The organism is Streptomyces sp. NBC_00306 (genome assembly GCF_036169555.1).
GTDB classification, from domain to species: Bacteria; Actinomycetota; Actinomycetes; order Streptomycetales; family Streptomycetaceae; genus Streptomyces; species Streptomyces achmelvichensis.
On the sequence record NZ_CP108032.1, the window covers coordinates 2,064,558 to 2,083,000 of the forward strand.

The window sequence follows — 18,443 nt, forward strand, 5'->3', positions numbered from 1 at the left end:
GCCATGGCCGACGACCGTCTCACCATCGGTGACACCACCTTCAACTCCCGGCTGATCATGGGTACCGGCGGTGCGCCCAGCCTCGACGTCCTGGAACGCTCCCTGATCGCGAGCGGCACCGAACTGACCACCGTCGCGATGCGCCGGCTGGACGCGACGGTCCAGGGCTCCGTGCTCTCCGTCCTGGACCGGCTCGGCATCCGCGTCCTGCCCAACACGGCCGGCTGCTTCACCGCGGGCGAGGCCGTCCTGACCGCCCGGCTCGCGCGCGAGGCGCTCGGGACGGACTGGGTGAAGCTCGAGGTCGTCGCGGACGAGCGCACGCTGCTGCCCGATCCGATCGAGCTGCTCGACGCGGCGGAAACCCTGGTCGACGACGGATTCACGGTCCTGCCGTACACCAACGACGACCCGGTGCTCGCGCGGAAGCTGGAGGACGTGGGCTGCGCGGCGATCATGCCGCTGGGCTCCCCCATCGGCTCCGGGCTCGGCATCCGCAACCCGCACAACTTCCAGCTGATCGTCGAGCACGCGCGCGTGCCGGTGATCCTGGACGCGGGCGCGGGCACGGCGTCCGACGCGGCGCTGGCGATGGAGCTGGGCTGCACGGCGGTGATGCTGGCGTCGGCGGTCACCCGGGCGCAGGAGCCGGTCCTGATGGCGGAGGCGATGCGCCACGCGGTGGAGGCGGGCCGCCTGGCCCACCGCGCGGGCCGCATCCCCCGCCGCCACTTCGCCGAGGCGTCATCGCCCCAGGAGGGCCGAGCCCACCTGGACCCGGAACGCCCGGCGTTCTGACGCGTACGGGAGGATCTGCCGGCGGGGCCGCATGAGGCCCCGCCGGGATCGAGGCGGGGGGCGCACCAGGCCCGGGGGCCGCACCCAATCCGGCCGGCGGTCGAGGCGGGCGGGGGCCACACCAAACCCGGCCAACGGTCGAGGCGGGCGGGGCCAAGCTCCAGCCCCGCCAACGATCACGGCGGGCGGGGGCCGCACCAAGCCTGGCCGACGGTCGAGGCACGGGGACAACATCCAGCCCCGCCGGCGACTGAGGCGCGGGGGCCCGGGGGCAGCGCCCCCGCAAGGAGCCGCACCCACCCAGCCCGGCCCCATGCGGCGCAGGCGTCGCCCTCGAACGCCGGCCGGTCCGACATCGCCCTCCCCACGCAGGGCCAAGCTCAAGCCCCGGCGGTGATCGAGGCACAGGGACGACCTCCAGCCCCGGCGGTGATCGAGGCACAGGGACGACCTCCAGCCCCGCCGGCGATCGAGGCGCAAGAACGATTTCCCGCCGCGCCCGCGATTGAGGCGCGACCCCCCGAACACCGCACCCCCACCGCGCCCCGCCCCCGTCCCCCTCCGCCCGTCCGGCCCGCCGGCCCCCGTCGAAAGCCGGTCGCACCGGAGCGGGCCCGCACAAGCGCGTCTGCTGTCACAGCTCGGCTGCAGTACGGCTCCGGTCCCGCCCCGGGACGTCAGGGGTGTCCGAGGTGACTCGTAGAATCTCCCGCGTGGACACGACCCTCAAGGACCCCCTCGTCGGGCAGCTGCTCGACGGCCGCTACCGCGTCGACGCGCGTATCGCCGTCGGCGGTATGGCCACGGTCTACCGGGCGGTCGACACCAGACTCGACCGGGAACTCGCCCTCAAGGTGATGCACCCCGCCCTCGCGACGGACGCCTCCTTCGTGGAGCGGTTCATCCGTGAGGCCAAGTCCGTCGCCCGGCTCTCCCACCCCAATGTGGTGGGGGTCTTCGACCAGGGCGCCGAAGGTGCGTACGTCTATCTGGCCATGGAGTACGTGGCGGGCTGCACCCTGCGCGACGTCCTGCGCGAGCGCGGAGCGCTCCAGCCGCGGGCCGCGCTGGACATCCTGGAGCCCGTGCTCGCCGCGCTCGGCGCTGCCCACCGGGCCGGGTTCGTCCACCGGGACATGAAGCCGGAGAACGTGCTGATAGGGGACGACGGCCGGGTCAAGGTCGCCGACTTCGGCCTGGTGCGTGCGGTCGGCTCCGTCACCAGCACCACCGGCACCGTCCTCGGCACCGTCTCCTACCTCGCCCCGGAGCAGATCGAGTACGGCACGGCCGACACCCGCGCCGATGTGTACGCCTGCGGTGTCGTCCTGTACGAGATGCTGACCGGCGGCAAGCCGCACTCCGGCGACACCCCGGCCCAGGTGCTCTTTCAGCATCTGAACGAGGACATTCCGGCGCCCTCCGCGCTCGTCCCCGGCCTCGCCGTCGAGCTCGACGAGCTGGTCGCGAGTGCCACCGCCCGCAATCCCGAGATCCGCCCGTACGACGCGGTGGCGCTGCTCGCCCTGGTCCGTGAGGCCCGTGCCGCACTCGGCGACGACCAGCTGGACCTGGTGCCTCCGCAGGCGCTCCAGCAGGAGCCGCAGACGCACGCGACCGGCGCGGACGCGGGCCCCGATGAGCGTACGGACGTCATCCCGCGCGTGCTGCCCGGCGAAGAGCCGCAGGTCAATCACACGGCCCGGATGGCGATGCCGCCCTCCCCTCCGCAGCACCGCCCGGACCGCACCGGCCGCTCCCGTGTGCCGCGGCGCGGTGTGGTGGCGATCCTTGTCGCCGTCTTCCTGGTGCTCGGCGCCGGGGCCGGCGTCTGGTACATCAATTCCGGGCAGTTCACCCGCGTCCCGGCCCTGATCGGCAAGTCCGAGAAGGACGCCCGGCAGGAGCTCAAGGACGCCGGTCTCGATGTGAAGACCGTCAAACGCGACTTCAGCGAGACGGTCGACCGCGGCTCGGTCATCAACAGCGACCCCGGCACCAACGAACGCATCCGCGGCAACGGCTCGGTGACGCTGATCGTCTCGCGCGGCCCGAAGATCGTCAGGGTCCCCGACGTCGGTGGCGACCCGCTCGCCACGGCCGAGAGCAAGCTCAAGAAGGCAGGGCTCGCACCCGGGGTGGTCACCAAGGAGTTCAGCGAGGACGTGCCCCAGGGCCGTGTCGTCAGCACCGAGCCGGCGGCCGGTGCCCGGCGCAGCCCGGACTCCGCGGTCGCGATCGTCGTCAGCAAGGGCTCCCCCGTCGAGGTCCCGGGCGTGATCGGCGACTCCGTCGAGGACGCGACCGGCGAGCTGGAGGACGCCGGCTTCACGGTCAAGGTCGCCCCCGCGCAGGTCAACTCCCCGGAGGAGGCGGGCACCGTCGCCCGCCAGTCGGCGGCCGAGGGGGCCAAGCTGGCCTCCGGCGACACGATCACGCTGACCGTCTCCAAGGGACCGCGCTCGATCGACGTCCCCGATGTCGTCGGGATGAGCGTCGACGAAGCCACCGCCGAGCTGGAGGACGCGGGCTTCGAGGTGGACGTCCAGAAGGCCTTCCCCTTCCTGGGCGACACCGTCGAGAGCCAGTCCCCGGCCGCGGACGGCAAGGCCCCCGAGGGCAGCACGATCACCATCAAGACCAAGGGAATCTAGCCACAGATGCGCAACCCCGTCGGCGGCCACGTCCCCGTGGCCGGCGGACTCGCCAAGGTCGGTCTCGGATACGCGACGGAACTGCGGGCGGAGACCGTACAGGTCTTCGTCGCCAATCCGCGGGGCTGGGCGACACCGCCGGGCAATCCCGCGCAGGACGAGCTGTTCCGCTCGGAGTGCGCCGCCGCGGACATCCCGGCGTACGTCCATGCTCCGTATCTGATCAACTTCGGCTCCCACACCGAGGTGACCGTCGAACGGTCCGTGGACTCGTTGCGCCACTCGCTGCGCCGCGCCCGCGAGATAGGCGCCCTGGGCGTCGTCGTGCACACCGGATCGGCGACGGGCGGGCGGCCGCGGGAGGTGGCGCTGGCGCAGGTGCGTGAGCGGATGCTGCCGCTGCTGGACGAGCTGACGCACGACGACGACCCGTTCCTGCTGCTGGAGTCGACGGCCGGGCAGGGGTTCTCGCTCTGCTCGCGGACCTGGGACTTCGGGCCGTACTTCGCGGCTCTGGACGCCCATCCCAAGCTGGGAGTCTGTCTGGACACCTGCCATCTGTTCGCGGCAGGACACGACCTGGCGGCACCGGGCGGTATGGCGCAGGCACTGGACCTGCTGGTGGAGACGGTCGGCGAAGGGCGCCTCAAGCTGATCCACGCCAACGACTCGAAGGATGTGGCGGGCGCCCACAAGGACCGTCACGAGAACATCGGCGCGGGTCACATCGGCGAGGAGCCGTTCCGGGAGCTCATGCGCCACCCGGCGACCGAGGGCGTACCGCTGATCATCGAGACCCCGGGCGGCAAGGAGGGCCACGCGGCGGACGTGGCCCGGCTCAAAGCACTCCGCGACTGACCGTCCGGGGCGTTCCGGCGCCCTGAACGACGACAGGCCCTGGGGACACGACCCCTAGAGTTCGGGGCCGTCCCCCGGCTCCTCCTGGTAGGAGTAGCGCTGCTCCCGCCAGGGGTCGCCGAGGTTGTGATAGCCCCGCTCCTCCCAGAAGCCACGCCGGTCGTCGGTCATGTACTCCACGCCGCGGACCCACTTGGGCCCTTTCCAGGCGTAGAGATGCGGCACGACCAAGCGCAGGGGGAAGCCGTGCTCGGCGGTGAGCAGTTCACCGTCCTTGTGGGTGGCGAAGATCGTGCGCTCCGAGGTGAAGTCGGAGAGCCGCACATTGGCGCTGTAGCCGTACTCGGCCCAGACCATGACATGGGTGACGTTCTCGGCCGGCGGCGCGAGGGCGACCAGTTCGCGGGCGGGAACACCACCCCATTCGGCCCCCAGCATGCTGAACTTCGTCACGCAGTGCAGATCGGCGACGACCGACGAGAAGGGCAGCGCCGAGAACTCCTCGTGGTTCCAGCAGTGTTTGTCGCCGTCGGCCGTGGCGCCGAAAACCCTGAACTCCCAGCGGTCCGGCTTGAACTTGGGTACGGGCCCGTAGTGGGTGACCGGCCAGCCTCGCTGCAGTCGCTGACCCGGCGGAAGCTCGGACTCCTCTGATGCGCGGTATTCCCGGCTTTCCGGCTGACCCATGTCTTCAATGGTGACAGACCGCATGGGGTGGTCATGACCAGGTCTGGCCCGATTCGGGCAACTCCTACTAAGGAGGCACTTACTGGACGGGCTCACGGACGCGATGGAAGGATGCGGCCACTTGCCCCGGTACCAAGCGCGGAAGGAGCCTCTGCGATGCAGGGCGACCCCGAGGTCATCGAGTTCCTCAATGAGCAGCTGACCGCCGAATTGACCGCGATCAACCAGTACTTCCTGCACGCGAAGATGCAGGAGAACTTCGGCTGGACGAAGCTTGCCAAGTACACCCGGTCGGAGTCGTTCGACGAGATGAAGCACGCGGAAGTGCTCACCGACCGGATTCTCTTCCTCGACGGACTTCCGAACTACCAGCGCCTGTTCCACGTGCGCATCGGCCAGACGGTCACCGAGATGTTCCAGGCGGACCGGCAGGTCGAGGTGGAGGCGATCGACCGTCTCCGGCGCGGTATCGACATCATGCGCGCCAAGGGTGATGTCACGTCCGCGAACATCTTCGAGTCGATCCTCGAGGACGAGGAGCACCACATCGACTATCTCGACACGCAGCTGGATCTGATCGAGAAGCTCGGTGAGCCGCTCTACATCGCGCAGCTGATCGAGCAGCCCGACAGCTGACGTACGCCGAGGGCCGCGGTCCAGGGCCCTCGCGGGCTCCGCGCGCCCCGGAAAGGCGGCAAGGCTAGGCGGCTTCGTCCAGCTCCGCGAGGCCGGCCGTGAGAGCAGGCTTGCCCTGCTCCAGCAGCTCACGCCGCGGGCACGTACCCCTGCCGAGGATCGACTGGATCGTCCGCACGCACGAGCCGCAGTCGGTGCCCGCCTTGGAGGCGGAGGCGATCTGACGAGGGGTGCAGGCACCCGCGTCCGCGTGCTCCTTGACCTGCTTCTCGGTGACGCCGAAGCATGAGCATACGTACACGCGGTTCACCTCCAGGCCTGTCGGTCGTCTGCCTCCGATTGCTCGGTGAGGCTAACCTAACCTTACCCGCCGTGGCCAGCCTGGAAAAGCGCTGTGGGGCGCGGATCACATGGATCCGCGCCCCACAGCCGTACGCACAAGATCACTGGTCGCGGTACATCTCCGCGACCAGGAACGCCAGGTCCAGGGACTGGCTGCGGTTGAGTCGCGGGTCGCAGGCCGTCTCGTAGCGCTGGTGCAGATCGTCGACGAAGATCTCGTCGCCGCCGCCCACGCACTCGGTGACGTCGTCACCGGTGAGCTCGACGTGGATGCCGCCCGGGTGCGTGCCCAGGGCCTTGTGGACCTCGAAGAAGCCCTTGACCTCGTCGAGCACGTCGTCGAAGCGCCGGGTCTTGTGGCCGGACGCCGCCTCGAAGGTGTTGCCGTGCATCGGATCGGTCACCCAGGCAACCGTGGCACCGGACGCGGTGACCTTCTCGACCAGCTCGGGGAGCTTGTCGCGGACCTTGTCGGCGCCCATGCGGACGACGAAGGTCAGCCGGCCGGGCTCGCGCTCCGGGTCGAGCTTGTCGATGTACTGCAGGGCGTCGTCGACCGTGGTCGTCGGGCCGAGCTTCACACCGATGGGGTTGCGGATGCGCGAGGCGAACTCGACGTGCGCGCCGTCCAGCTGCCGGGTGCGCTCACCGATCCAGACCATGTGCCCGGAGGTGTTGTAGAGCCGGCCGGTCCGCGAGTCGGTGCGGGTCAGCGCGCCCTCGTAGTCGAGCAGCAGCGCCTCGTGGGAGGAGTAGAACTCGACCGTGCGGAACTCCGCCGGGTCGGTGCCACAGGCCTCCATGAAGTTCAGCGCGTTGTCGATCTCCCGCGCGAGCTGCTCGTAACGCTGACCCGACGGGGACGACTTCACGAAGTCCTGGTTCCAGGCGTGCACCTGGCGCAGATCCGCGTAACCACCGGTGGTGAAGGCGCGCACCAGGTTCAGCGTCGCCGCGGACGCGTTGTACATCCGCTTCAGGCGCTCGGGGTCCGGGATACGGGCCGCTTCGGTGAACTCGAAGCCGTTGACGGAGTCGCCCCGGTAGGTGGGGAGCGTCACGCCGTCGCGGGTCTCGGTCGGCTTGGAACGCGGCTTGGAGTACTGGCCGGCGATGCGGCCGACCTTCACCACCGGCACGGAGGCCGCGTAGGTGAGCACCGCTCCCATCTGGAGGAGCGTCTTCAGCTTGTTACGGATGTGGTCGGCGGACACGGCGTCGAAGGCCTCGGCGCAGTCGCCGCCCTGGAGCAGGAACGCCTCGCCCTTGGCGACGGCTCCCATCCGGGCGCGCAGCTGGTCGCACTCGCCCGCGAAGACGAGCGGCGGATACGACTCGAGGTCCGCGATCACATCGCGCAGAGCCTCGGCATCGGGGTACTCGGGCTGCTGCGCCGCGGGCAGGTCTCGCCAGGTGTGGCCACCGGCGGGGGTGGTTTTAGCGTTCACGGTCACACCGCCCACAGTACGGGGTTGCCGCCGGGCCGTTTCCGTCCGCCCAGCAAATGAGACGAGAAGTCCAGCATTTCTCATGCGGTAGGGTTCCGGACATGCTGACGCACTCGATCCAGAACTGGTGGTGGACCGCACATCCGGCGGCCCACTGACTGATCGCGTGCGAGTAGGAATCGCGAAGGCCGCCCGAGGGGCGGCCTTCGGTGTTTCCGGGAATCGGCCGTTCCTCCCACTCGGAAGGAACACCGGATGCCCCTCGCCCGACTGCTGGACGACGACTGCCCTCCCTTCGCCCTGCTCCGCAGGCGCACCCCCGGCCGCGACCACGACACCGTCGAGGTACTGACCGGCTCGGTGCACGAGGCGCAGGCGCTCGCCGACATCCCCGTCACCGACCGCCCCTCGCTCGCTCTCGTGCCGTTCCGGCAGATCCGGGAGCGCGGCTTCGACGTGCGCGACGACGGCACGCCGCTGAGTGTGCTGGTCGCCGACGAGTACACGGAGATGCCGCTCTCCGAGGCGCTGGAGAGACTTCCCGCGCACCCGGTCCGGGTGGAGGGGGGTTCCTTCGACGTGGACGACACGGCGTACGCGGACATCGTCCGGCGGGTCGTCGAGGAGGAGATCGGCAGCGGTGAGGGAGCGAACTTCGTCATCCGCCGCACCTACACCGGCAGCATCCCGGGCTTCGGCCGGGCCGACGCGCTGGCGCTGTTCCGGCGGCTGCTGGCCGGCGAGCGCGGGGCGTACTGGACCTTCGTGGTGCACACCGGCGAGCGCACCCTGGTCGGCGCCAGCCCCGAGGTGCATGTGCGGATGAGCGGCGGGACGGTCGTGATGAATCCGATCAGCGGCACCTTCCGCTATCCCCCCGAGGGTCCGACCCCCGAGGGCCTGCTCCGGTTCCTGGACGACCGCAAGGAGCGCGAGGAGCTCTCCATGGTCGTGGACGAGGAGCTGAAGATGATGTGCACGGTCGGGGACATGGGCGGTGTGGTCGTCGGGCCGCGGCTCAAGGAGATGGCCCATCTCGCGCACACGGAGTACGAGTTGCGCGGTCGGTCCTCGCTCGATGTGCGGGAGGTGCTGCGGGAGACGATGTTCGCGGCGACCGTCACCGGGTCCCCCGTACAGAACGCGTGCCGGGTCATCGAGCGGCACGAGGTGGGCGGCCGCGGCTACTACGCGGGCGCGCTGGCCCTGATCGGTACGGACGCGGGCGGTGCGCAGACGCTCGACTCCCCCATCCTGATCCGCACGGCCGACATCGACTCCCGGGGAGCGCTGCGGGTGCCGGTGGGGGCGACCCTGGTGCGGCACTCCGACCCGGAGGGCGAGGTCGCCGAGACCCATGCGAAGGCAGCCGGTGTGCTGGCCGCGCTGGGGGTACGACCGGGCCGGCCCCCGGAGGACACCGAGCGGCCCCGGCTCGCCGACGACCCCCGGGTGCGCGCCGCGCTGGACGCCCGCCGGGCCGACCTCGCGCCGTTCTGGCTGCGGATGCAGGAGCGCAGCGCCGATCTGACCGGCCACGCGCTGGTGATCGACGCGGAGGACACCTTCACCGCGATGCTGGCGCATCTGCTGCGCTCGACGGGTCTCACCGTGACGGTGCGCCGGTACGACGAGCCCGGCCTCCGGGAGACGGCACTGCGTTACCCGGGCCCGGTGGTGCTCGGCCCCGGTCCCGGCGATCCGTCGGACGCCACCGATCCGAAGATGCGCTTCCTGCGGTCGCTCACAGCCGATCTGCTGCGCGATCACCGCCACGGCCTGCTGGGCGTGTGCCTGGGCCATGAGCTGATGGCGGCGGAACTGGGGCTGGAGATCGTCAGGAAGGACGCGCCGCACCAGGGGGCGCAGGAGCGGATCGACTTCTTCGGGCGGGAGGAGACTGTGGGCTTCTACAACAGCTTCACCGCACGGTGCGACGAGCGGACCGCGGCCGAGCTGGCGATGCACCGCGTCGAGCTGAGCCGGGACGAGGTGAGCGGCGATGTGCACGCGATGCGCGGGCCGGGCTTCGCGGGCCTCCAGTTCCACCCGGAGTCGGTGCTCACGATGGACGGCGCGGCGCTGACGGCGACGATGATCGCGGGCGTGCTGGTGGGCTAGTCCCGTCCGGGGGAGGACGGGAGTCAGGTCGCCGGGGTGGCCGTGCGGTGGGTGCGGAAGGTGCGCCGGTAGATGTCCGGCGGCACCCCGAGGGCGCGATGGAAGTGCCGGCGCAAGGTGGCCGCGGTGCCCATCCCGGTGCGAGCGGCGATGAGTTCGATGCTGTCGTCGGTCGTCTCCAGGAGTTCCTGGGCCCGGTGGATGCGCTGGGTGTGCAGCCAGCGCAAGGGAGTGGTGCCGGTGGCGGCGGTGAAGCGGCGGGTCAGGTTCCGGGTGCTCATGTTCGCCTGACGGGCCAGGTCGGGCACGGTCAACGGCTCGTCCAGCCGCCCGCTCACCCAGTGCAGCAGGTCCGCGAACGCGTGGCCGGTGTCGGCGACCGCCGGCACCGCCACGAACTGCGCCTGACCGCCGGCCCGGCGGGCCGGGACCACCAGCCGGCGTGCCAGCGCGTTGGCGACGGCGGCGCCGTGGTCGGCGGTGACGATGTGCAGGCACAGATCCATGCCGGCGGCCTTGCCGGCCGAGGTCAGCACGGTCCGGTCGTCGATGTAGAGGACGTCCGGGTCGACCTCGATACGGGGATAGCGGGCCGCGAGCGCGGCGGTGTGCTCCCAGTGCGTGGTGGCGCGGCGGCCGTCCAGTACGCCGGCTGCGGCCAGCACGAACGCCCCGGTGCACAGGGACACCAGCCGGGCACCCCGCTCATGGGCGGCGCGCACGGCGTCCACGAGGTCGGCCGGCGGGTCGGCCTCGACGTCGCCGCACGCGGGCACGATGACGGTGTCCGCATCCGCGAGGGCGTCGTAGTCGTACGGTGTGTCGAGCTTCAGCCAGCTGCCCAGCGACGCCTCCGTGGGCCCGCAGACGCGGAAGTCGTACCAGGCGTCGGTGAGTTCGCGGTCGACGCCGAACACCTCGCAGGCAGCGGCGGCCTCGAACAGCATGGCTCCGTCGTAGAGCGCCAGCGCCACGGATCTCATGTCCGAAAGTGTACGCATCTCGTCGTTTCGGCCACTCGTGGTCGGCGTCCGGGCCCGTGACCATGGCCGCATGACCACACATCACCGGACGGTCGCGGTCGTCGGGGCCTACGGACACACCGCCGCCTTCGTCGTAGCGGAACTGAGCCGACGCGGCGTCACCCCTCTCCTCGTCGGCCGGGACGCCGCCAGGCTGGCCGCCGCCGCCAAGGGCCGTCCGGGGACCGTGACCCGGGTCGTGTCCCTCGACGACCCGTCGTCGCTGGACCGCGCGCTGACGGGCGCGGATGCGGTCATCAACTGCGCGGGCCCGTTCGCCGTCACCATGCTCCCCGTCATCGACGCGGCCCTGCGCGCGGGCATCCCGTACCTGGACGTGGCCGCGGAACAGGCCGCGATCCTGGAGGCGTTCCGGCTGCGGGACCGGCGGGCCCGCGAGGCGGGGGTGGTGGTCCTCCCGGCGATGGCGTTCTACGGCGGGCTGGGCGACCTGCTGGCCGGTGCGGCGATCGGCGACTGGCCGGACGCCGACGAGATCACGGTCGCGATCGCCCTCGACAGCTGGTGGCCGACGGAGGGGACACGCAGGACCGCACGGAGCAACGCCGGGCGGAAGCTGGCCTTCACCGGTGGCCGCCTCACCGCGCCCGAGGACCCGCCCCGCTCGTACTCCTGGCGGTTCCCGGAGCCCCTGGGCGTCCAGCAGGTCGTCGAGCTCTCCACGGCCGACCAGGTCACCATCTCCCGCCATCTGCAGGTACCGGAGATCCGGGTCTGCATCAACGAGGCGCCCTTGCGCGATCTGAGCGACCCCGCGACGCCCCCGCCCACGGCCGTGGACTCCGACGGGCGCTCGGCACAGACCTTCGTCGTCGACGTGGTGGCACGCCGGGGCGGCGCCGCCCGCAGAGCGACGGCGTCCGGCCGGGACATCTACGCGGTGAGCGCCCCCCTGGTCGTCGAGGCCGCGACGCGGATCATGGACGGCCGGGTCGACCGGACCGGGGTGGCCGCCGCGGGGGGACTCTTCGACGCGGCGGACTTCCTGCGAGCACTCGAACCCGCGCATCTGGTCTTCGGCGCACCTGACCAGGTGGAGCAGCCGGGCTAGGGCTGTCCCGTCATCGCCGGTGGATCGGCGTGCCGCGTCGGATGCGGTGCATCGCCAGGCGGTGGGGGCACCCCCGCCGGAGGCTGGGGGAGGTCGTCCTCGTACCGGTCGTATGCGGGCGATCCGACAACGCGGCGTGGGGGCACCTCCCGTGCCCGAAGGGCTACGGAGGAGTGCCGTGGCTGTCGTCGTGCGCCCGCCGGGGATCGCGGGACAGCCCTCAGGTCGTGCCGGGCGGCGCGGCGGGGACCAGGACGTTCTCGTTGCGCCGCCCCGCCGCGTAGTCGTCGACGTTCCGCACCGTCGCCTCGACGATCTGGCCGACGGCGTCCTCGGTGTAGTAGGCCTGGTGCGAGGTGACCAGCACATGCGGGAAGGTGACCAGCCGCGCCAGGGTGTCGTCCTGGAGCGGCTCCAGGGACTTGTCGAGGAAGAAGAGCCCGGCCTCCGCCTCGTACACGTCGAGTCCCACGCCCGTGAACCGGCCCTTGCGCAGCTCCGTGACGAGTGCGTCCGTGTCGACGAGTCCGCCGCGGCTGGTGTTGACCAGGATCGCGTCGTCCTTCATCGCCCGCAGCGCGTCCCGGCCGATGAGGTGCTGGGTCGCGGGCAGCAGCGGCAGATGGAGGCTGATCAGGTCGGACGCGGCCAGCAGTTCGTCCTTGTCGACGTACCGCATGCCGAGCTCGACGCAGGCGGGGTTCTCGGCGATGTCCCAGCCGAGGAGGTTCATGCCGAAGCCGTGGGCGATCCTGGTGAACGCCTCGCCGATCTTCCCGGTGCCGAGCACTCCTGCCGTACGGCCGCGCAGATCGCGGCCCATCAACCCGTCGAGACGGAAGTCGAATTCGCGGGTGCGGCCCGAGGCGCGCACGATGCGCCGGTTGACGGCCATGGCCAGCGTCCAGGCGAACTCCGCGACGGAGTACGGCGAGTAGGAGGAGACCCGGGCCACGGTGAGGCCGAGCTCCTCGGCCACATCGAGGTCGATGTTGTTGAAGCCGGTGGAGCGCTGGGCGATCATCGAGGTGCCGCCCGCCGCCAGCAGCCGGAGCACACGGGCGTCGAGAATCGCGTTGACGCTGGTGGAGATCGCCTCGTGGCCGGCCGCGATGGGCGCGGTGTCCTCGGTGAGGAAGACGTCGAGACAGTGGATGTCGTGGTGTCCCGCGAAGGCCTTCTCCAGGAGTGGCTTCTCGTCGGCCTGCACACCGAAGGCAAGGATCTCCACGGACTCTCCCGGAACGCGTGACATAGGAGCTATGGGCCGGATATGGCGAATATACGGCCCACAGCCCAGCCGTGCCGGTCTGCGCGGAGGATCGAGGTACGGGCCGGACCGTCAGCCGAAGAAGACGCCGACCTCCTCGTAGAGCTTGGGGTCGACCGTCTTCAGCTTGGCGGTGGCCTCCGCGATCGGCACCCGCACGATGTCCGTGCCCTGGAGCGCGACCATCTTGCCGAAGTCACCGTCCCGCACGGCCTCGATGGCGTGCAGCCCGAAGCGGGTGGCCAGCCAGCGGTCGAAGGCGCTCGGGGTGCCGCCGCGCTGGACGTGGCCGAGGACCGTGGTGCGGGCCTCCTTGCCGGTACGCCTCTCGATCTCCTTGGCCAGCCACTCACCGACACCGGAGAGCCGGACATGCCCGAAGGAGTCGAGCGAACCGTCCTTGAGCACCGCGTCGCCGTCCTTGGGCATGGCGCCTTCGGCGACCACCACGATGGGGGCGTAACTGGCCTTGAAACGCGAGGTCACCCAGGTGCAGACCTGGTCGACGTCGAAGCGCTGTTCCGGGATGAGAATGACGTTGGCCCCGCCCGCCAGGCCCGAGTGCAGGGCGATCCAGCCGGCGTGCCGGCCCATCACCTCGACGACCAGGACCCGCATGTGCGACTCGGCGGTGGTGTGGAGCCGGTCGATCGCCTCGGTGGCGATGCCGACGGCGGTGTCGAAACCGAAGGTGTAGTCGGTGGCGGACAGGTCGTTGTCGATGGTCTTGGGTACGCCGACGCACTTGATGCCGTACTCGTCGTGCAGCCGGGCGGCGACGCCGAGGGTGTCCTCGCCGCCGATCGCGATCAGTGCGTCGACCTCCGCCTTGGCGAGGTTCTCCTTGATACGGCGGATGCCGTTCTCCGCCTTGAGGGGGTTGGTGCGCGAAGAGCCGAGGATGGTGCCGCCGCGGGGCAGGATGCCGCGCACGGCCGGGATGGCGAGCGGGACCGTGTCACCTTCCAGCGGCCCGCGCCATCCGTCGCGGTAGCCCACGAACTCGTACGCGTACTCCTGAACGCCCTTGCGGACGATGCCACGGATGACCGCATTGAGGCCGGGGCAGTCGCCGCCCCCGGTCAGTACTCCGACGCGCATGGAAAACTTCCCTTCGCCTGATGAGCCCTATGACCGTCACGCTAATGGTGATCCAGGTCACTGCGGGATGGGAGGGAAGGTCAATTCCTGTACGGGATGCGGTGTTTGAGCCGCGACCCTCGTCTGGTTTCACTCGTACGAGGGTCGCCCCGGCGGCGGTACGTCCGCGTCAGGCGTCGTCGAGCCCTCGCTCGATCGCGTAGCGCACCAACTCGACGCGGTTGTGCAGCTGAAGCTTGCCGAGCGTGTTCTGCACATGGTTCTGCACGGTGCGGTGGGAGATGACGAGCCGCTCGGCGATCTGCTTGTACGACAGCCCCTTGGCGACCAGGCGCAGCACCTCGGTCTCGCGGTCGGTCAGTTGCGGAGCCTTCGGCTCGTCGCCGCCGGAAGCGGGAACGGGTTCGGAGGCGAGCCTGCGGTACTCGCCGAGCACGAGGCCCGCGAGTCCCGGCGTGAAGACCGGGTCGCCGACGGCCGTGCGCCGCACCGCGTCGGTGAGCTCCTCGGTACTGGCCGACTTGAGGAGATAGCCGGTCGCACCGGACTTCACCGCCTCCAGGACGTCCGCGTGCTCCCCGCTCGCCGACAGCACCAGGACCCGCAGCCCGGGGCGGGCGCCGACGAGCTCCTTGCACACCTGGACACCCGGCATACCGGGAAGGTTGAGGTCGAGGACCAGGACGTCGGGGCCGGCCGCGTGGGCGCGGCGGACCGCCTGGGGGCCGTCGCCCGCCGTCGCCACCACCTCGAATCCGGCGGCGGTCAGATCGCGGGCGACCGCGTCCCGCCACATCGGGTGGTCGTCGACGACCATCACCTTGATCGTCTGCTGGTCCGTCTGCTGGTCCGTCATGGGTGTGCCTTCCCCCGTGGAATCTTCAGTTCGACTTCTGTGCCCTGGCCCGGGACCGAGATCAGCTCGGCCGTGCCGCCCAGGTCCCGCAGCCGCCCGCGGATGGAGAGGGCGACTCCGAGCCGGCCCTCGCCCTCCGCCTGGGCGAGACGGCCCTCCGGAATGCCCGGGCCGTCGTCCCGGACCGTCACGACGACCTCGTCCGGCCAGTCCTCGACGAGGATCCAGGTCCGGGCGTCCTGACCGGCGTGCTGCCGGACATTGTCCAGGGCGGCACCGACAGCGGCGGCGAGTTCGGTGGCGGAGGCCGCCGGCAGCAGCACCGGAGCGCCAGGCTCGGAGAGCGTGACCCGCGATCCGGCGTGCCGGGCGAGCAAAGACCGCAGATCGTACTCGTCGGGCGGGCTGTCCGGTTCGTCGTCCTCGACGGTGCGCACGACGGCGCCGAGAGAGGCGTCCTCGGAGGCGCGGGTCGCCGGCACCAGACCGCTGGAGACCAGCGTCCGCAGGGCGACTTCCTGCTCCCCCGCCATCCGTCCGAGGTCCGCGGCCTCACCGCCGATGGCGGCGCCGCGCCGCTGCACCATGGCCAGCACCTGGAGCACGCTGTCGTGGATGTCGCGGGCGAGACGTTCTCGTTCCCGCGTCGCTGCCTCGATCTCCAGCGCGCGGGCGAGGGTGCGTTCCGAGGCCCGGGCGACCTCGACGACGTATCCGATGGCGATGGAGGCGATCCAGACCAGCAGGACGTTGTGGAAGGTGTCCCGGCTGGGCTCGCCCCGCTCGATGATGTTGGCGACGGCGACGAAGGAGGACGCGACGGCGGCCCATCGCCAGCCGCCCTTGATGGCGAAGGCGAGGACGGAACCGGCGGTCCATATCGACGGCAGCGTGGGTCCGTCGATCTGCTGCGCGTGGGTGTCGGCGAGCGGTGTCAGCAGGATGCCGGTGAGCGCGACAGTGAGGTCGGCGACGAGGAAGGGCTTGGTGCAGCGGGCGGCGCTGGAGACCTGGGGCAGCGTGGCCAGCGTCCAGACGCCCATCACCGTCAGGAACACGATCGCCACCCACGGGCGCTCGAACTTGTCGGGTATGAAGACGAGCAGCAGCACCGCGTAGATCATCGTCAGTACGCGATAGCCGGCGAGCGCACGCCACAGCGGCAGCTCCACCGACATCCGCACGACGCGTTCGCGCTTGACCATGTCCCCCCACCCCTGTCCGGTCCGGACGATGCTCGTCAGTGCCTCGACCGGCAATGTTTGCGCGACAGGGCAAAGCTTGCCGGGAACGGCACTAGGCCGCCGACCGGTCCGTCGTCTCCGCCTGCTGATCGGCCTTCGCCTTCGCCGCCGCCTTCGCCGCCTTCTCCGCGTCCGCGATCTGCCGCTTGGCGGCGGTGGCGTAGATGTCGACGTACTCCTGGCCGGACAGCTTCATGATCTCGTACATGACCTCGTCGGTCAGGGAGCGCAGGATGAAGCGGTCGCTCTCCATGCCGCGGTAGCGGCTGAAGTCGAGCGGTTCGCCGATCCTGATCCCCGGGCGCATCAGCTTGGGGACCACTTTGCCGGGCGGCTGGATCTTCTCGGTGTCGATCATGGCCACCGGGATGACCGGCGCACCGCTGGCGAGCGCCACCCGGGCGAGACCGCCCGGCTTGCCGCGGTAGAGCCTGCCGTCCGGGGAGCGGGTGCCCTCCGGGTAGATGCCGAACAGGCCACCGGCCTCCAGGACGTCGAGACCGGCCTTGATCGCCGCCTCGCCGGCGCCCCGCGCGCCCGAGCGGTCGACCGGGAGCTGGCCGACACCCTTGAAGAAGGCGGCGGTCAGCTTGCCCTTGACCCCGGGCGAGGTGAAGTACTCGGCCTTGGCGATGAAGGTGACCTTGCGGTCGAGCATCGTCGGCAGGAAGAAGGAGTCCGAGAAGGACAGATGGTTGCTCGCGAGGATCGCCGGGCCGTCGACGGGAATGTTCTCGAGGCCCTCCACCCAGGGCCGGAAGGCAAGCTTCAGCGACCCTCCGATGGAGAACTTCATGGCGCCGTAGATCAACTCGAATTCCTCCTGTTGCTGTCGAACAGACCTTAACCCGACGCAGGCCTCGGATCCCCGCGTCGGCGGGCCTACGGGCCTGGTCGGTGTCGGTCCGGTCGCGTACGGTGAGGTACACCCTTCGAGCTTCATGCACAGAACAGGAGACCCCGGTGCCGGTGCTTCCCGGAGCCGAGCCGTACCGCCACGAGGGCGGAGAGGTCGGCGTTCTTCTCTGTCACGGATTCACCGGCTCCCCCCAGTCGCTGCGCCCCTGGGCCGAGTTCCTGGCGGAGCGCGGGCTGACCGTGTCGCTGCCGCTGCTCCCCGGACACGGCACCCGCTGGCAGGACATGCAGCTCACCGGCTGGCAGGACTGGTACGCGGAGGTGGACCGCGAGCTGCGTGAGCTCGCCGGCCGGTGCAGCCATGTCTTCGTCATGGGGCTCTCCATGGGCGGCGCGCTCACCCTGCGGCTCGCCGCCAAGCACGGTGACGCGATCAGCGGTGTCGTCGTGGTGAACCCGGCGAACAAGGTGCACGGCCTCTCCGCCTACGCCCTGCCGGTCGCCCGCCACCTGGTGCGCACGACGAAGGGCCTGACGAACGACATCGCCAAGGAAGGCATGGACGAGGTCGGGTACGACCGGGTGCCGCTGCACGCCGCGCACTCCCTGCGCCGGTTCTTCCGGCTGGTCGACGGTGAGCTGCCGCAGGTGACGCAGCCGATGGTGCTGCTGCACAGCCCGCAGGACCATGTCGTGCCGCCGATGGACTCGGCCAGGATCCTCAGCCGGGTCTCCTCGACCGATGTTCAGGAGATCCTGCTGGAACAGAGCTACCACGTGGCGACGTTGGACCACGATGCGGAGCGGATTTTCGAGGAGAGTTACGCGTTCATCGGCCGGCTCGCTCCGAGTGTCGGGAAGAAAGGGAGCACCACCGGTGGCTGAGCAGCACGACGCGGACCGCGAGCCGCAGCCGATCGACGAGGAAGCGGCGTGGGCCGCCATCGTGGCGGGGTACGGCGACGAGCCGGTGGACCCGCCGGGCGCCAAGCCGTTCAAGTCGGTCGACGACCTCGCTCTGCTGGAGAGCGAGGTGAACGAGACGCCGAAGGCCGCCAAGGCCGAGCGGGAGCCCGACCCGGACGCGGACGCGGACCAGCCCGCGCTGGGCAGCTCGGTCACCTTCGCGCCCGGCGTCGGAGGCCCCCGGGACTACGGTCTCGCGGAGGCCAAGGAGGACGACCTCGACGAGAGCGACGAGGGCCACTTCGTGCCGCCGGAGCCGCCGCCGCTGCCCGAGGCGGACGTCACCGCCAAGTTCGCCTGGCTCGCGGTGGTCGGCGGACCGCTGCTGATGCTGGTCGCGGTGCTGCTCCAGTGGGACATGACCTGGTGGCTGACGACGATCTGCGTGGGCGGTTTCCTGGGCGGCTTCGCCACCCTGGTGGCCCGCATGGCGCACGGCGACGACGAGGACGAGGACGACCCGGGCCGCGGAGCGGTGGTCTGAGCGGTGCGGGTCCTTGCATCCGCGGT

Annotated in this window: 18 protein-coding genes; 9 read left to right on the forward strand and 9 right to left on the reverse strand. The window is 70.6% G+C overall.

The features are described from left to right. The first annotated feature begins 3 nt into the window (after positions 1-3). The 3 genes from OHA05_RS09265 to OHA05_RS09275 all read left to right on the forward strand — a co-directional run bounded on the left by OHA05_RS09265 (position 4) and on the right by OHA05_RS09275 (position 4,310). On the forward strand, positions 4-798 hold the full coding sequence (locus OHA05_RS09265) for a thiazole synthase (protein WP_313946840.1): 795 nt from the start codon (positions 4-6) through the stop codon (positions 796-798). Positions 799-1,511: 713 nt separating this feature from the next. Next, a complete protein-coding gene (gene pknB, locus OHA05_RS09270) occupies positions 1,512-3,452 on the forward strand; it encodes a Stk1 family PASTA domain-containing Ser/Thr kinase (protein ID WP_328860280.1) in 1,941 nt (646 codons plus the stop codon). A gap of 6 nt (positions 3,453-3,458) precedes the next feature. Further along, positions 3,459-4,310, forward strand: a complete 852-nt coding sequence (locus tag OHA05_RS09275; RefSeq protein WP_328860281.1) for a deoxyribonuclease IV — start codon at positions 3,459-3,461, stop codon at positions 4,308-4,310. Between the two features lie 54 nt (positions 4,311-4,364). Here OHA05_RS09275 and OHA05_RS09280 read toward each other — a convergent pair whose 3' ends face one another. Continuing rightward, positions 4,365-4,997, reverse strand: a complete 633-nt coding sequence (locus OHA05_RS09280) for a sulfite oxidase-like oxidoreductase (protein WP_313946837.1) — start codon at positions 4,995-4,997, stop codon at positions 4,365-4,367. A 156-nt stretch (positions 4,998-5,153) separates the two neighbouring features. Here OHA05_RS09280 and bfr point away from each other — a divergent pair, with 156 nt between their 5' ends. After that, on the forward strand, positions 5,154-5,633 hold the full coding sequence (gene bfr / locus OHA05_RS09285; RefSeq protein WP_313946836.1) for a bacterioferritin: 480 nt from the start codon (positions 5,154-5,156) through the stop codon (positions 5,631-5,633). Between the two features lie 64 nt (positions 5,634-5,697). Here bfr and OHA05_RS09290 read toward each other — a convergent pair whose 3' ends face one another. Both OHA05_RS09290 and OHA05_RS09295 read right to left on the reverse strand, forming a co-directional pair. After that, positions 5,698-5,943, reverse strand: coding sequence for a (2Fe-2S)-binding protein (locus OHA05_RS09290; protein ID WP_313946835.1), 246 nt, complete (start codon positions 5,941-5,943; stop codon positions 5,698-5,700). Positions 5,944-6,076: 133 nt separating this feature from the next. Beyond that, on the reverse strand, positions 6,077-7,429 hold the full coding sequence (locus OHA05_RS09295) for a class II 3-deoxy-7-phosphoheptulonate synthase (RefSeq protein WP_328860282.1): 1,353 nt from the start codon (positions 7,427-7,429) through the stop codon (positions 6,077-6,079). A 95-nt stretch (positions 7,430-7,524) separates the two neighbouring features. Between OHA05_RS09295 and OHA05_RS38220 the strand changes: the two genes are divergently transcribed. Next, on the forward strand, positions 7,525-7,581 hold the full coding sequence (locus OHA05_RS38220; RefSeq protein WP_352209957.1) for a trp operon leader peptide: 57 nt from the start codon (positions 7,525-7,527) through the stop codon (positions 7,579-7,581). A 97-nt stretch (positions 7,582-7,678) separates the two neighbouring features. Beyond that, entirely contained in the window at positions 7,679-9,544 is a 1,866-nt protein-coding gene (locus tag OHA05_RS09300; RefSeq protein WP_313946833.1) for an anthranilate synthase family protein, read from the forward strand. 23 nt (positions 9,545-9,567) lie between these two features. Here OHA05_RS09300 and OHA05_RS09305 read toward each other — a convergent pair whose 3' ends face one another. Continuing rightward, positions 9,568-10,527: a helix-turn-helix domain-containing protein gene (locus OHA05_RS09305; protein ID WP_313946832.1), complete on the reverse strand. Its 960-nt coding sequence runs from the start codon at positions 10,525-10,527 to the stop codon at positions 9,568-9,570. A 70-nt stretch (positions 10,528-10,597) separates the two neighbouring features. Between OHA05_RS09305 and OHA05_RS09310 the strand changes: the two genes are divergently transcribed. Then, positions 10,598-11,638 (forward strand): saccharopine dehydrogenase family protein, encoded by a 1,041-nt coding sequence (locus tag OHA05_RS09310; RefSeq protein ID WP_328860283.1) that lies wholly within the window; start codon positions 10,598-10,600, stop codon positions 11,636-11,638. Between the two features lie 220 nt (positions 11,639-11,858). Here OHA05_RS09310 and OHA05_RS09315 read toward each other — a convergent pair whose 3' ends face one another. From OHA05_RS09315 to OHA05_RS09335, 5 genes are all read right to left on the reverse strand, one after another. Continuing rightward, positions 11,859-12,869, reverse strand: a complete 1,011-nt coding sequence (locus OHA05_RS09315; RefSeq protein ID WP_313946830.1) for a 2-hydroxyacid dehydrogenase — start codon at positions 12,867-12,869, stop codon at positions 11,859-11,861. 111 nt (positions 12,870-12,980) lie between these two features. Next, positions 12,981-14,009: a 6-phosphofructokinase gene (locus OHA05_RS09320; RefSeq protein ID WP_313946829.1), complete on the reverse strand. Its 1,029-nt coding sequence runs from the start codon at positions 14,007-14,009 to the stop codon at positions 12,981-12,983. 169 nt (positions 14,010-14,178) lie between these two features. Further along, positions 14,179-14,865, reverse strand: a complete 687-nt coding sequence (locus OHA05_RS09325; RefSeq protein WP_328860284.1) for a response regulator transcription factor — start codon at positions 14,863-14,865, stop codon at positions 14,179-14,181. Next, positions 14,862-16,070: a MacS family sensor histidine kinase gene (gene macS, locus OHA05_RS09330; protein WP_328860285.1), complete on the reverse strand. Its 1,209-nt coding sequence runs from the start codon at positions 16,068-16,070 to the stop codon at positions 14,862-14,864. Before macS ends, OHA05_RS09325 begins: the two co-directional genes overlap by 4 nt. A gap of 91 nt (positions 16,071-16,161) precedes the next feature. After that, entirely contained in the window at positions 16,162-16,920 is a 759-nt protein-coding gene (locus OHA05_RS09335) for a lysophospholipid acyltransferase family protein (protein ID WP_313946826.1), read from the reverse strand. 152 nt (positions 16,921-17,072) lie between these two features. On the opposite strand from OHA05_RS09335, the gene OHA05_RS09340 reads away from it, so the two are divergent. Both OHA05_RS09340 and OHA05_RS09345 read left to right on the forward strand, forming a co-directional pair. Continuing rightward, complete coding sequence (locus OHA05_RS09340) at positions 17,073-17,852, forward strand: alpha/beta hydrolase (protein WP_313946825.1); 780 nt, start codon at positions 17,073-17,075, stop codon at positions 17,850-17,852. Then, complete coding sequence (locus OHA05_RS09345; protein WP_328860286.1) at positions 17,845-18,417, forward strand: hypothetical protein; 573 nt, start codon at positions 17,845-17,847, stop codon at positions 18,415-18,417. Before OHA05_RS09340 ends, OHA05_RS09345 begins: the two co-directional genes overlap by 8 nt. Positions 18,418-18,443 lie beyond the last annotated feature (26 nt).